Origin of the sequence: Jejuibacter sp. L23 (assembly GCF_050815825.1) — a bacterium.
Classification (GTDB): domain Bacteria; phylum Pseudomonadota; class Gammaproteobacteria; order Enterobacterales; family Enterobacteriaceae; genus Jejubacter; species Jejubacter calystegiae.
In genome coordinates, this window is record NZ_CP138199.1 from 2,669,122 (window position 1) to 2,682,826 (window position 13,705).

Sequence of the window (13,705 nt, forward strand, 5' to 3'; positions counted from 1 at the left end):
TGCCCCCCTTATCGGCGTAAAAAGTCGAGCACCAGTTGGTTGAAGTTGTCCGCGTGTTCCCACTGGGCCCAGTGGCCGCAGTCGCGATAGACGTGGAGTTCGGATCCGGCAATACCGGAAAGCAGACGCAGACCGGTATCCATAGGGACAAAGCGATCGTTGCGGCCCCAGACGATCAGGGTCTGAGCCTTGATCTCCCCCAGGCGTGGGGAGAAGTCCGGGAACTGTTTCGGATTCAGCTCGCTGCTCTTAACAAAACTTTCCAGGTGGTCGCGGCGCGCCAGAATGTTATCCAGCCGCGCCTGGAACAGCGCATCGGTCAGGTCGCTGGTGTCATAGACGAAGATGTCCATCATCAGTTTCAGATTTTCGATGGTCGGCTCGCGATACAGCTTCTGCAAACGCTTGATCCCTTCGGTCGGCATTGGGGTAAACAGGCTCATTCCACCGGTGCCGCCGCCCATCAGAACCAGTTTGCCGACCCGTTCCGGCCAGCTCAGGGTAAAGGCCACGGCGCTGTGGCCGCCCATCGAGTTGCCCAGCAGATGCACCCTGGACAAGTCGAGCTTATCCGCCACCTGCTTCAGCACCCGGGCGTTAAGATCGGAGCGCGAACCGTCGTTGATAATGGTGTCGCTTTTGCCCCAACCCGGACAGTCGAGCAGGATCACGCGGTAGCCCGCCTCAACCAGCGGATCGATATTGCGGCTGAAGTTAGCCCAACCGGTGGCGCCCGGGCCGGAGCCGTGCAGCATTACCACGGTTTCATCGCCGCTGCCGCAGTCGTTATAGTGAATTCGCAGGGTCTGGCCTGCCTCTTCAATCTCAACAAAGCGGCTGGTGGCGGCTTCGGTTTGCGGTTGTGTCATGATTATTCTCCAGGTCAGTTATTCATGGCTCGGGGCGGCGCTCAGCGAGGCGAAACCGGCGATCCACTCCGGGATCTCGCGGTAATAGCGCCCTTCGGTGCGATAGCCGCCAAAGGTGGAAAGCGCGGCGAAGGCCGCCACCCAGGTTTTAATTTCATGGCTGGACTTACCGGCCAGGGTAGAAAGTTGGTCGTTGCTCATCGCGTCCAGCGTTTCGGTCTGGCCGTCGCTAAGCAGGTCAAGGAAGTGGTTATCCCACTGAGGATTCAGGGGATAGAGAGAGTTCTGGTCCTGCACAAAGGCTTTAGCGGCGCTGATGGTGCGGCTCTGGCGCTTCTGGCGTTCGTCCGGCGGCAGTTGTTTGCCGCTGCCCAGCAGCCGATCGCGCATATGGGCATCCGCCTTTGCCAGTTCCGGCACCGGCGGCTGGTGAGAAAGCCCGCCCGATCCCAGAAACAGCACCCGTTGATTCAGCGAACGGGTAAAACGGCCGACGGCTTCGCCCATCAGACGGGCCCGCCGAAAACCGGGCATCGGCGGCGCCACCCCGTTAATAAAGATGGGCAGCACCGGGCGCGCTTCCAGCCCGCCTAACAGAAACTCCAGCGGCTGAGCAAAACCGTGGTCCACCTGCATGCAGTAAGAGACCGCCATATCGATATCCTGCTCCATCAGCCGGGCGGCGCAGGTTTCGGCCAGACCGGCCGGTACTGAAATCGGGCCTGCCAGGCTCTTAAAGTCACCAATGGCGTGGCAACCCACGCCCAGGCAGAACGACGGCATCACGTCGTAGAAAAAGCCGTTGTAGTGGTCCGGCGCAAACAGCACCACCAGTTCAGGATCGAAGGCGGCAATGCGTGCCCGGGCCTGAGCGATGGTCTGTTCCACTTCGGCCAGTACCTCAGGCGCCGGGTCGTAGTAGCCCACCAGCGGAGTATGGGAAAGACAGTGCAGATAAGCGTTCACGATCAGGCCACCTTATCGACAGATTGTTGAATTTCGGGTTGGGTCAGGGTCATGGCGCGCTCCAGGGCGTCCAGGGTCGTTCCCAGGGTCTGGGGAATGGCGGTGGCCGCCACAAAACGGTCCGGGCGTAGCACCGCAATGGAGTCCGGGATGGCGGCGAACCATTGACGTAGCCTGTCTTCGCTGTCGCCTGCCCACAGCGGCCCCTGGTCCTCACCCCGGCAATTTGCCAGTTGCTCATCCGGCACCGCCTGAATAAAGACCGCGCCTCTGGCCTGCCAGCGGGCTGCCTGAGCTTCACTCAACCAGTGCAACGGATTGGTGCCCCAGCCCACCACCGCGAAGTTCGGGCCGATCAGGTCGTCCAGTAAGGCGCTATCGCCATTGGTTCTGGTCACCCGCGGTTGAATAAACATCTTGCCGACTGGCGTGGTTCTGGCGCCTTTTTCCGGCAGTACCAGCGCGCCGCTGTGATAGCGCGGCATCGGTTTAAAGCGCATCTCCAGGAAGTAGCGTTTAACCGGCGGCAGCGCGTTCATCGCCCAGGTGACAGCGTCACGCAAAGTCCCCAACCAGCGCTTCGGAGGCGCCAGTACGTGACCCGCAGTGACCGAAAGATCGATCATCGCTTTCGCGTGGTCGCGGCGCTCCTGCTGGTAGGTATCCAGCAGCGTATCTCGTGCCTGGCCCTGCACTACCATCGCCAGTTTCCAGGCCAGGTTAAAGGCATCGCGGATACCGCTGTTGTACCCCTGGCCCTGCCACACCGGCATGATGTGGGCGGCGTCTCCCGCCAGCAGGATGCGGCCTTCGCGAAAGCGTCCGGCCAGACGTGCGTTGTGGGTGTAGACCCTCTGGCGAATCAGCTCCACCCGGTCAGGATCCGGCAACGCTTTTTCCAGCAGGCGGCGCATATTTTCCGGCTGACTGAGCTGCTCTTCGGTTTCTCCCGGCATCACCATAAATTCGAAGCGGCGCACACCGTGGGGCAGCGCGGCCGATACCCAGGGACGCACCGGGTCGCAGCACATATAGATATGCGGCGTGCCCAGCGGATCGTTGGCGATATCAATCACGATCCACTGATTGGGGGCGGTTTTACCTTCAAACGAGATGCCCAGTTCCCGGCGCACCATACTGCTGCCGCCGTCACAGGCCACCAGCCACCCGGCCTGAACCTGTTCGCGGCGCCCTTCCGGCGAGGTCATCGCCAGCGTTACGGCGTCCTTGTGCTGGCTGAATTCGGTCACTTCCCGGGAAAACAGCACCTCCACATTAGGGAATCGCGCCAGACCGCGGTGCAACTCGGCATCTACCTTCGGCTGAATAAAGGCGTTGCGGCGCGGCCAGCCAAACTCATCGGTCCCTGGCTGGATATCGGCAAAGCAGCGCCCTTTCGGAGTGAGAAAGCGCATAGCATGGCGCGGCGTGGTGTGCGGCAACACCTGGTCGATAAGTCCGATGGACTGCATGGCGCGCAGCGCTTCATCGTCGATGCCGATGGCGCGTGGATAGTCGATCAACTGGTCCAGTTTTTCGATAACCAGCACCTGAATTCCCATCTGGCCCAGATAGTTGGCGATGGTCAGCCCCACCGGTCCGGCGCCCAGAATGGCGACATCGCAGCGGTAATCGTTACCCGGAGCGATATCCGGCGTTGTTTGAGTCATTGCATTACCTCCATGCGCTCTCCCCGCCGATTTTCGGCAAGGGGCGGCCCTCTCCCGCAGGCGGAAGGAAAAGCCGGGTTGCTTGTTGCGCGCGCCTTTTGTGGTCAGACGCGGCGTCGTTTCAGGTCGACAGCACCGAAAGGCGTGGAGTCAGCGGGTCGGATTACCCGCGACGGGGCGATTTGCGGTGCAGGGTCAGAGTTATTGTTATTTTCGTGTTAAATATCTTTAACATTTACGTATCAAAGGCGACAATGAAAAAGTCATGCTGTGTGCACCTGGTGCACTCGAATGATTTATAACGATTTATTCAGGATTTAGTGATATGAATCACAATGCCGATTACAAAAATGTACGCGGACTGACTCGCGGTTTGACCCTGCTCAATACCCTGAATCACCTGGACGGCGGCGCCAGCGCCAGCGAACTGGCGCGCATGACCGGACTGCATCGCACCACGGTGCGGCGACTGCTGGAAACCCTCGTCCATGAAGGCTATCTGCGCCGCAGTCCGTCGGATGACAGCTTCCGGCTGACCCTGAAAGTGCGAGAGCTGAGCGAAGGCTTTCGCGATGAACACTGGGTTTCATCACTGGCGGCGCCGCTGCTGGGGGATCTGCTTAGCGACGTGGTCTGGCCCACCGATGTCTGCACTCCGGACGTCGACGCTATGGTGGTGCGCGAAACCACCCACCGTTTTAGCCGCCTCTCCTTCCACCGTTCCATGGTCGGTCGTCGCCTGCCGCTACTGTTAACCGCAGCCGGACTCACCTGGCTGGCGTTTTGCCCGGATAACGAACGGGAGCGGATTATCGAACTGCTGGCGCGAAAGCCCGGCGATGAAAACCAGCTGGCCCGGGAGCCGCTGCGGCTGGCAGAACTGCTGCGCCGTATTCGCGCCAACGGCTATGGCGAAAACTACCGGGGCTGGCAGCGGGAAGAGAAAATTGCCGCCATCGCGGTACCGCTCTATCACGGCAGCCGAGCCATTGGTAGCCTGAATCTTATCTGGATCGCCAGCGCCATGAGCGTGGAACAGGCGGTAGAGCGCCATCTGGCAGCGCTGAGACGGGTGGCGGAGAGGATTGGCGAGGGGTTGAATGAGGAGCGGGCGGCCAGTTAACCCACTCCGCTACAGGTTATGTTACACAATAGCCGCCACGCTGCGTCTGAAATCGCCGGGGATTCAGGCAAATCCAAAACGCCCCCTCACCCGGTGAATGCTACGCTTAACAGGTAGCCGGGGCCTTGAGCCCCTGTATGACGACAGCAGTCCGGAGGTCATTATCACCATGCCCAACCAGAAATTAAACGTTGTGGGAATGTCGGAAGTGGATGCCGAAGAAGAGATTCTGTTTGAGCTCGACCCCTGCGAATTAAAACTGGATGCCATGATTGAAGCGGAGCCGGAACCGGAGATGATTGAGGGGCTGCCGGCCTCCGACGCTCTGACGCCTGCGGATCGCTACCTGGAACTGTTTGAACATGTGCAGGCGGCGCGCATCTTTGTCGACAGCAAAACCTTTCCCGATTGCGCGCCAAAAATGGATCCGCTTGATATTCTGATTCGCTACCGTAAGGTTCGCCGCAAACCCGATTTCGATCTGCGCCGCTTTGTGGAGCAGCACTTCTGGATGCCGGAAAGCCATCATAGCGAATACGTCTCTAACCCCGATCATTCACTGAAAGAGCATATCGACAGCCTGTGGCCGGTGCTGACCCGGGAGCCGCACGAACATCTGCCCTGGTCATCGCTACTGGCACTGCCTCAACCCTATGTGGTGCCCGGAGGCCGTTTCGGCGAGGCCTATTACTGGGACTCCTATTTCACCATGCTGGGGCTGAGCGAAAGCGGTCGCGACGATCTGCTGCGCTGTATGGCGGATAACTTCGCGTGGATGATTGAAAACTACGGCCATATCCCGAACGGCAATCGCACCTACTATCTGGGACGCTCCCAGCCGCCGGTGTTCGCGTTGATGGTGGAACTGTTCGAAGAAGACGGCGTACGGGGCGCCCGTCGCTATCTGCCCCATCTGCATATGGAGTACGCCTTCTGGATGGATGGCGCCGGGTCGCTCTCCCTGAACCAGGCTTACCGCCACGTGGTCTGTATGCCGGATGGCACGCTGCTCAACCGCTACTGGGACGACAGGGACACGCCGCGCGACGAATCCTGGCGTGAGGATGTGGAAACCGCCCTGCAGTCCGGGCGCCCTCCCGGCCAGGTCTACCGGGATCTGCGGGCAGGAGCCGCTTCCGGCTGGGACTATTCATCACGCTGGCTGCGGGACAGCGACCGGCTGGCCAGCATCCGTACCACCCAGTTTATTCCGGTGGATCTCAACGCCTTTCTCTACAAGCTGGAAACCACCATCGCCAATCTGTCGGCGCTGGAGAAGGACAAAGCAACCGAAGCGCAATTCCGCCAGCGGGCGGAGCTAAGGCGCGCCGCTATCACCCGCTATCTGTGGGACGAAGAGGCGGGCTGCTTTCGCGACTACGACTGGCGCCGTCAGCAGCCGGGCATCTTCTCGGCCGCCGGGATAGTGCCGCTCTACGCCGAACTCGCCACCCATGCCCAGGCGGAGCGCATGAAAACCGCGGTACAGGAGCGGCTGCTGACCCCCGGAGGCATCCTGGCCACCGAATATCAGACCGGCGAACAGTGGGATAAACCCAACGGCTGGGCGCCGCTACAGTGGATGGCGATTCAGGGCTTTAAGCGCTACGGTCATGACGATTTGGCGGATGATATCGCCCGCCGCTGGCTGAAGACCGTCAATCATGTCTATCGCAGCCACCATAAGCTGATTGAAAAATACCATATCGCTGACGCCATGCCCCACGAAGGGGGCGGCGGCGAATACCCGCTACAGGACGGTTTTGGCTGGACCAACGGCGTGGTAAGGCGGCTGATTGGCTTATACGGCGAGCCATAATAAAAATAAGCGGCGTGACCTGATTGCCGCGCCGCTTATTTTATTCCCCTGCTTTTTTCCCGCCTTTATACAAAAAATGACATAACAGGCAATAAGTGCGGTCATCAGCCAAAGGCGATAAAAATAGCATCAACAGAACATCAACGCCCGGGCATTAAAATTCAATACCATCACAAAATGTTAAACCTAAACCTGCTGCGCGTTACAAAATAAATACATCAACACCCGGGTGATGTATCAATTAAAAAAGAAAGCAGAAGGTAATCATGATGAAAAAAATAACTTACGTATCCGCTATGGCCCTGGCGCTGGCATTAGGTTCCGTCTCAGTATCCGCAAATGCCGCAGCCGGTGATAGCAGCGTTTCATTAAGCTATGCGCAAAGCCACTTTAACCACAGCCACGGCGATGACGCCAAAGGCGCCCAGTTGCAGTACCGCTATGAGTTCGACGATAACTGGGGGTTGATGAGCGGTATTACCTATACCGGTAGCTCCTTTAGCGACAGCGCCCGCCATGGCGCAGGTGATGGACACGGTAACCACCACTACTTTTCGGTAAAAGCGGGTCCGACCTATCGTATTAATGACTGGGTCAGCGTCTATGGCGATATCGGTTATGGCTATGCGCGCAGTAAATATAATACCGCGCATAAACACAGCACCAGCGATGACTCCCTGTTTATTTACGGCGCAGGCTTGCAGTTTAACCCTTATCAGGACTGGGTTATTGATGCTGGTTATGAATACGGCGCCGCAGGCGATATTCAGGTTGGCACATGGAATGTGGGTGTAGGTTATCGTTTCTGATAGTTGAAAATAATATCCGATAAGCAGGAAATAAATATCCTCCGGAATCGCCGGAGGTTTTTCATATGCGCCTGTAAGGCCCTGTTACCAGCCGCACCCTAACAGGCGCATCGCGTCTGACATTTGCATCTATTGATTATTTACGGCTCGTAAACGGCTGCCCGGATATTAACGCTGTGGTCGGAACGGCGGCGGCAGAGCACTTTCCTGAGCCTGCACTGCATTCATTAGGGAGACTCCGTCAGACTGAATTGCCTGAAAGCGTGCTCGCCAACAATGAGAAATGCAGTGAAAAACTAAAAATGCGACGTCAGAAGTTAGCAGCAGGATCGCAGCCGCCACACAGCAACTGACAGATAAAAGAGATGATATGTTACAGGCCGGAGTCACTCCAGCCTGTTAACTATATGGCAAGATCCAGCGGAAGGTCGCTGATATCCCTCAAACGCTTACCATCGATCATGGTAGTAAGCAGTTCCAGGCTTTCTTCTAATTCTAATTCCTGGCAGCATTCCATCAATTCGTACAGAGCAAAATGATAGACATAATCCATGTCGCCAGTGCCCAGTGCTAAAGAAGCTATGCGGCTGGACATCGGCTCTGCTGTAACAGAGGCTATATGCGGCGCCCGACCCTTTCTGGTCCGAAGCAAATTTAGTGCTTCAGTTCTGGTGTTTTGTGCCCGATCGGAACGCATTGTGAATTTACAGGAGATACTGGCATGAAGAAGAGGACGAACTTTATCTTTATGGTTTTCCATTCGTAGCATGGTGTTTCGACTGCTTTCAGCATCGACAATAATGGTCGCGTCATTAATATCTTCGTCAAGTTCAGGCTTTCTTGAAATGATGACATCTGGTGAAACCGTATAGCCATCTCCAAGAAAGTTTCTCAGCGTTTTATTTTCCTGTGCGAGTAACGATAGCTCAGAAAGGTGTGAGTATTGTTCGAATTTACCGAGAACGGCTTCGCTACGGTGACGAACTTGTTCTACATTCCATTTCCCTGGGCGTAACCCGTCCAGCATGGGGAATGTGGAATTTAAAAACCATGCACATGCTGCTTCAAACTCATTACCTGCAGTTTGCCCATCTTTCTTTTTGTCAAAAATTTCAGGAATAATATTCAAACGAGTAGTGATTTTTTTGAAAAGCATGTTAGACAAGAGAACACTTGTACGTTGCCCTGTATCAGCGTTACTTGCTATCCAAGCTTCACCATATTTGTTAAAACTTGAAACAGCCAACGTCCTTTGTTCTATAAGCATACGATGAAACTGATCTCGTTGGTGAGATATTAACCCTTTCCCTTTCACGCAGCGTCGCTCCTTGCTTGTTGTATAGAAAAAATAGCATCACGTATGCATTCCCCGACAGCCTGTGCAACCGGTGGCGGAAATGCATTACCTACCTGCCTGTAAGCATGTGTTTTAGAACCAACAAATGCCCACTCATCAGGGAACCCCTGTATCCGTGCCGCCATACGCACATTGAGTAAAGGCATATTTTCATAACCCGCTCTGTAGGAACCGTCACGTAGAGGTACACCTTTAAAATCAGGACCAGGGATCTCGTGATCACCCCCTACGCGATGTGCATAGATACCAAGTGCTTGCCACTGGCGCTTGGCGCGTGATGGCCCAAGGTCTGGTCCACCGTGTTTTTTCGACCCGCCGACAAGAGTAGGCGCAATATTGTTAGCCATTTCTTTCCATCGCGTGGCACCTTTCCAGCCTTTGGACGACATTAAATCGTAAAGAGCTTCTCCTACGCTGACCGGTGTGGTCGTGGTGGCTTCAGGCCATCTGAATTTATCAAACCAGGGGGCATCTATCGCAACCAGAATCGCTCTCGGGCGTAGTTGAGGAACACCAAAATCACTGGCATGCAACAGACGCCATTCCGATTTATAACCCAGTACCTCAAGTTCGTTCTGGATAAGATCCCGGTATGGTGCGAATTTTTTGTCCATTAAGCCAGCAACATTTTCGATCATTACGGCAAGCGGTTTGACCGCACGGACAACCTGAAGTGCTGCCGGGAAAAGGTCCCGCTCATCATCCTGCCCCAGTTGCAGACCAGCTTTACTGAATGGTGGACAAGGTACGCCACCTGCAACAAGTTCTACCTGTCCCTGGTACTTAGAGGCTTCTTCTTCAGCAAAACGACGCAGATCGCCCTGTAAAACGGGTCCCCAATCGAGGTTTAATGTCTCGTTATTATGGCGAAGTGTAGCGCATGCATACTCATCTATCTCAATGAGAACACTATGTTTAAAACCTGCATTATGGAGGCCTAATGCCTGACCTCCAGCACCGGCACACATTTCGATTGTACGCATCTTTGTCTCATAACTTAACCAAGAACACTGATGATATTAACAGGTGAAAGCGGCATAAGGAATGGGTGCAACAACAGTAAGAGTGAGTTACTGGAGCACATTGCAAGGAAAATCCGTTATCATTTCCCCGTTATGGTACTAATCCCCATCCGCGATGAACCTTTTATACCCCGGACATTCGTTGACCAACCTCGGCATGCCGGGGTTGGTCAACGACAATGAACTCAGGAAGCCTTACGCATCGGCGCCTTGCGCACCGGCGCATCGCCCGCCACGTAGTATTTTGCCTCACTGCGCGGCAGGGGCTGATGGCCGCGAATACGGTCGGCAATTTTCTCGCCAATCATAATGGTGGTCGCGTTCAGGTTACCGGTGACGATTTGCGGCATAATAGAAGCATCCACCACCCGCAGCCCTTCCATGCCGTGCACCCGGCCCTGGTGGTCCACCACTGACATCTCGTCACTGCCCATTTTGCAGCTACCGCACGGGTGAAATGCCGTTTCGGCGTGGTTGCGCACAAACTCGTCGAGCTGTTCGTCGGTCTGACACTCTTCACCGGGGCTGATTTCACGTCCGCGATATTTGTCCAGCGCAGGCTGGTTCATAATTTCACGGGTAATGCGAATCGCATCGCGGAACTCCTGCCAGTCCTGTTCGCTGGACATGTAGTTAAACAGGATGCTCGGATGTTCGTTCGGATCCCTTGATTTCAGACGTACCCGGCCACGGCTTGGCGAACGCATGGAGCCAACGTGGCACTGGAAGCCGTGCTCGTTCACTGCATTGGAGCCGTTGTAGTTAATGGCAACCGGCAGGAAGTGGTACTGAATATTCGGCCATTCGAACGCCTCGCGGCTGCGAATAAAACCGCCCGCTTCAAACTGGTTGCTGGCGCCGACGCCGGTACCGCCGAACAGCCATTCGGCGCCGATTTTCGGCTGATTCCACCACTTCAGGGCCGGATAGAGAGAGACCGGCTCTTTGCACTCGTACTGAAGATACATCTCAAGGTGATCCTGCAGGTTTTCCCCTACGCCTGGCAGGTCGTGAACCAGCGGAATCCCCATGCTTTGCAGGAAGTCCGCCGGGCCGACGCCGGAACGTTGCAGGATCTGCGGCGAAGCGATGGCCCCGGCGCACAGCAGCACTTCGCGCTTCGCCGAGGCCTGACTGATGATAGTGCTGCTTTCGCCCTCATAGAATTCGACCCCCACCGCGCGCTTGCCTTCAAACAGAATGCGGTCGGTGATGGCGTGGGTAATGATAGTCAGATTAGAGCGCTTTTTCGCCTGATCCAGATAGCCGCGTGCGGTGCTGGCGCGGCGTCCGGATGGCGTCACGGTGCGATCCATCGGCCCAAAGCCTTCCTGCTGGTAGCCGTTGAGATCGTCAGTGCGCGGGTAGCCCGCCTGCACCCCGGCTTCCACCATGGCGTGGAACAGCGGGTTATTGCCGTTCTTCGGCGTGGCGACCGATACCGGGCCATCGCCGCCGTGCCAGTCGTTAGGGCCGATATCACGGGTTTCCGCCTTGCGGTAGTAAGGCAGGCAGTCCAGGTAGCTCCAGTCGTCCAGACCGGGATCTTTGGCCCAGTTATCCAGATCCATCGCGTTGCCGCGAATGTAGCACATGCCGTTGATCAGCGAAGAGCCGCCCAGCCCCTTACCACGACCGCACTCCATGCGGCGGTTGTTCATATAAGGCTCGGGATCGGTCTCGTAGGCCCAGTTGTAGCGTCGCCCCTGGAGCGGAAACGCCAGGGCGGCGGGCATCTGGGTACGAAAATCGAAACGGTAATCGGGGCCCCCCGCTTCCAGTAACAGAACCGTGGTGTCGCTGTCTTCGGTTAAACGGGTTGCCAGTACGTTACCTGCGGATCCGGCTCCGATAATGATGTAATCAAATTCCACGTGTCGCTCCGTAGGTTAGGTTAATCAAAAGACCGACTGAAAGCGGTCCATCTCCAGTTGGATGGATTTCACCCGGGTATAGCTTTGCAGCGTCATCAGACCATTTTCACGCCCGATACCGGAATGCTTATACCCGCCCACCGGCATTTCCGCCGGGGATTCGCCCCAGGTGTTGATCCAGCAAATGCCCGCTTCCAGTTGATGAATAATGCGGTGAGCGCGATTCAGCTCGCCGGTCACCACTCCAGCCGCCAGGCCGTAGTTGGTATCGTTAGCGCGGCGAACTGCCTCTTCTTCGCTGTCATAGCTGAGGATCGACATGACCGGCCCGAAGATCTCTTCCTGGACGATGGTCATATCGTCGCGGCAGTCGGTGAAGATGGTCGGCGCTACCCAGGCGCCCTTTTCGAAAGCCGCCCCTTCCAGTGGGCCGCCGCCGCACAGCAGACGCGCTCCCTGAGCCTTGCCGCTTTCGATATAGCGCAGCACATTGTCGCGATGCGGGAAGCTCACCATCGGCCCGAAGTTGGTGGCCGGATCCATCAGATCGCCCGCCTTAATGCGCGCCACCCGCTCCAGCAGCCGCTGCTCCAGCGCATCTTTCATGGCCGCCGGAACGAAGACCCTGGTCCCGTTGGTGCAGACCTGCCCCGAGCTGTAGAAGTTGGCCATCATGGCGATGTCCGCGGCCAAATCCAGGTCAGCGTCGTCGCAGATAATCAGCGGCGATTTACCGCCCAGCTCCATGGTCACCTCTTTCAGGGTGGAGCCCGCCGCGTTCGCCATCACCTTCTTGCCGCTGGCGACGCCGCCGGTAAACGAGACTTTGGCGATGCCGGGATGTTCGGTTAGCAGCTGCCCGGTAACCGGACCGCGACCCGGCAGGACGTTAAATACCCCATCCGGCAGACCGGCTTCTTTGTAGATCTCTCCCAGGCGCAGCGCGCTCAGCGGCGTCACTTCGCTGGGTTTAAAGATCATAGCGTTACCCGCCGCCAGGGCCGGTGCCGATTTCCACAGCGCTATCTGAATCGGGTAGTTCCAGGCGCCGATACCGGCCACCACGCCCAGCGGTTCGCGGCGGGTGTAGACAAACGAGGTATCGCGCAGCGGGATCTGCTGGCCTTCCAGGGCCGGAACCAGGCCGGCGTAATATTCGAGCACGTCGGCGCCGGTAACGATATCGACGCTGGCGGTTTCGCTGAACGGCTTACCGGTATCCAGAGTTTCCAGGGCGGCCAGTTCGTCATTACGGCTGCGTAAAATCTCCACGGCGCGGCGCAGAATACGCGAGCGTTCCATGGCGCTCATCGCCGCCCAGATTTTCTGTCCGCGACTGGCCGCCTCTACCGCCAGATTCACTTCCTGTTCACCCGCTTCGTGAACCTGAGCCAGCACTTCGCCGTTGGCCGGGTTGATGGTGTCAAAGGTGGCGCCGCTGTGGCTGGCCACGTACTGACCGTCGATCCAGATTTGTTGTTCTCCCAGGCGGGACATAGCTACTCCTGTCGATTGGGGCGAGCCTGCGCAAGCTGTTGACGAATAAATTGTGTCGTCAGCGTTTGTGCTGCCTCGCGGTTAAAGGGTTGGCCGCTCAGGGCGGCGCGCAGCCACAGGCCGTCGATTAACGCGGCCAGACCATAACCGGCCAGCCGCGCCTGCTCTTTTGGCAGTTCACGTCGAAATTCCACCACCAGAGTGGAATACAGACGCCGGTGACTCACCTCCTGTAATCGCCCCAGACCGTGCTGGTGCATGCTGCTGGCCCAGAAGGCCAGCCAGGCTTTGGTCGCTGCGCTGTGGATCTGCGTCTCGTCAAAGTTGCCGTCGACAATGGCCTTTAAGCGCGCTTCGGCGCCCGCTTGCGGCAATGCCTTAAGCCGGTCGGCCACCGCCTCGCGAAGCTGGGCGGTGATGTCGCGCATCGTCGCTTCCAGTAGTCCGTTTTTGTCGCTGAAATAGTGGCTGATAATGCCGGTTGACACCCCTGCCCGTCGGGCGATTTGCGCGATAGTGGCATCGTGCATGCCCACTTCGTTTATGGCGTTCAGGGTGGCGTCGATCAGCTGACGGCGCCGTATCGGTTGCATACCCACTTTAGGCATGACGACAACTCCTTCCATCATTTTCTGTTATCTATTTAATCGTTTTTTGATTGGACGTTCAATATAAAATGTGTATTAATTGTTACTTGAT

General features: G+C 56.9%; 11 protein-coding genes. 3 read left to right on the top strand and 8 right to left on the bottom strand.

What is annotated here, in order from left to right; translation table 11 throughout:
• Nucleotides 1–8 precede the first annotated feature (8 nt).
• Genes mhpC through SCU88_RS12310 form a run of 3 tightly spaced genes read right to left on the bottom strand, consistent with a single transcriptional unit; the run spans nt 9 to nt 3,505 of the window.
• A complete protein-coding gene (gene mhpC / locus SCU88_RS12300) occupies nt 9–872 on the bottom strand; it encodes a 2-hydroxy-6-oxonona-2,4-dienedioate hydrolase (protein ID WP_175340661.1) in 864 nt (287 codons plus the stop codon).
• 15 nt (nt 873–887) lie between these two features.
• Nucleotides 888–1,835: a 3-carboxyethylcatechol 2,3-dioxygenase gene (mhpB, locus tag SCU88_RS12305; RefSeq protein ID WP_175340473.1), complete on the bottom strand. Its 948-nt coding sequence runs from the start codon at nt 1,833–1,835 to the stop codon at nt 888–890.
• Between the two features lie 2 nt (nt 1,836–1,837).
• Nucleotides 1,838–3,505, bottom strand: coding sequence for a bifunctional 3-(3-hydroxy-phenyl)propionate/3-hydroxycinnamic acid hydroxylase (locus tag SCU88_RS12310; protein WP_175340474.1), 1,668 nt, complete (start codon nt 3,503–3,505; stop codon nt 1,838–1,840).
• Between the two features lie 325 nt (nt 3,506–3,830).
• Here SCU88_RS12310 and SCU88_RS12315 point away from each other — a divergent pair, with 325 nt between their 5' ends.
• The 3 genes from SCU88_RS12315 to SCU88_RS12325 all read left to right on the top strand — a co-directional run bounded on the left by SCU88_RS12315 (nt 3,831) and on the right by SCU88_RS12325 (nt 7,256).
• Nucleotides 3,831–4,628, top strand: a complete 798-nt coding sequence (locus tag SCU88_RS12315) for a DNA-binding transcriptional regulator (RefSeq protein WP_175340475.1) — start codon at nt 3,831–3,833, stop codon at nt 4,626–4,628.
• Between the two features lie 169 nt (nt 4,629–4,797).
• On the top strand, nt 4,798–6,447 hold the full coding sequence (locus SCU88_RS12320) for an alpha,alpha-trehalase (RefSeq protein WP_138099249.1): 1,650 nt from the start codon (nt 4,798–4,800) through the stop codon (nt 6,445–6,447).
• A gap of 266 nt (nt 6,448–6,713) precedes the next feature.
• Nucleotides 6,714–7,256: an Ail/Lom family outer membrane beta-barrel protein gene (locus SCU88_RS12325; protein ID WP_175340476.1), complete on the top strand. Its 543-nt coding sequence runs from the start codon at nt 6,714–6,716 to the stop codon at nt 7,254–7,256.
• 403 nt (nt 7,257–7,659) lie between these two features.
• Here SCU88_RS12325 and SCU88_RS12330 read toward each other — a convergent pair whose 3' ends face one another.
• The 5 genes from SCU88_RS12330 to betI all read right to left on the bottom strand — a co-directional run bounded on the left by SCU88_RS12330 (nt 7,660) and on the right by betI (nt 13,614).
• Nucleotides 7,660–8,571, bottom strand: a complete 912-nt coding sequence (locus SCU88_RS12330) for an NgoMIV family type II restriction endonuclease (protein WP_431810002.1) — start codon at nt 8,569–8,571, stop codon at nt 7,660–7,662.
• Nucleotides 8,568–9,596 carry a DNA (cytosine-5-)-methyltransferase gene (locus SCU88_RS12335; RefSeq protein WP_175340477.1) on the bottom strand — a complete coding sequence of 343 codons (1,029 nt, stop codon included), beginning with the start codon at nt 9,594–9,596 and terminating at the stop codon, nt 8,568–8,570. The genes SCU88_RS12330 and SCU88_RS12335 overlap by 4 nt, the downstream gene beginning before the upstream one ends.
• A 224-nt stretch (nt 9,597–9,820) precedes the next feature.
• Complete coding sequence (betA, locus tag SCU88_RS12340; protein WP_138097546.1) at nt 9,821–11,509, bottom strand: choline dehydrogenase; 1,689 nt, start codon at nt 11,507–11,509, stop codon at nt 9,821–9,823.
• Nucleotides 11,510–11,533: 24 nt separating this feature from the next.
• Nucleotides 11,534–13,006, bottom strand: a complete 1,473-nt coding sequence (gene betB, locus SCU88_RS12345; RefSeq protein WP_175340478.1) for a betaine-aldehyde dehydrogenase — start codon at nt 13,004–13,006, stop codon at nt 11,534–11,536.
• 2 nt (nt 13,007–13,008) lie between these two features.
• Nucleotides 13,009–13,614, bottom strand: coding sequence for a transcriptional regulator BetI (gene betI, locus SCU88_RS12350; protein WP_138097548.1), 606 nt, complete (start codon nt 13,612–13,614; stop codon nt 13,009–13,011).
• Nucleotides 13,615–13,705 lie beyond the last annotated feature (91 nt).

Coding starts and splice junctions, on each gene's coding strand:
- SCU88_RS12310 (WP_175340474.1), bottom strand. CDS start 3,505: ATGACTCAAACAACGCCGGATATCGCTCCGGGTAACGATTACCGCTGC.
- SCU88_RS12315 (WP_175340475.1), top strand. CDS start 3,831: ATGAATCACAATGCCGATTACAAAAATGTACGCGGACTGACTCGCGGT.
- SCU88_RS12320 (WP_138099249.1), top strand. CDS start 4,798: ATGCCCAACCAGAAATTAAACGTTGTGGGAATGTCGGAAGTGGATGCC.
- SCU88_RS12325 (WP_175340476.1), top strand. CDS start 6,714: ATGATGAAAAAAATAACTTACGTATCCGCTATGGCCCTGGCGCTGGCA.
- SCU88_RS12335 (WP_175340477.1), bottom strand. CDS start 9,596: ATGCGTACAATCGAAATGTGTGCCGGTGCTGGAGGTCAGGCATTAGGC.
- betB (WP_175340478.1), bottom strand. CDS start 13,006: ATGTCCCGCCTGGGAGAACAACAAATCTGGATCGACGGTCAGTACGTG.
- betI (WP_138097548.1), bottom strand. CDS start 13,614: ATGCCTAAAGTGGGTATGCAACCGATACGGCGCCGTCAGCTGATCGAC.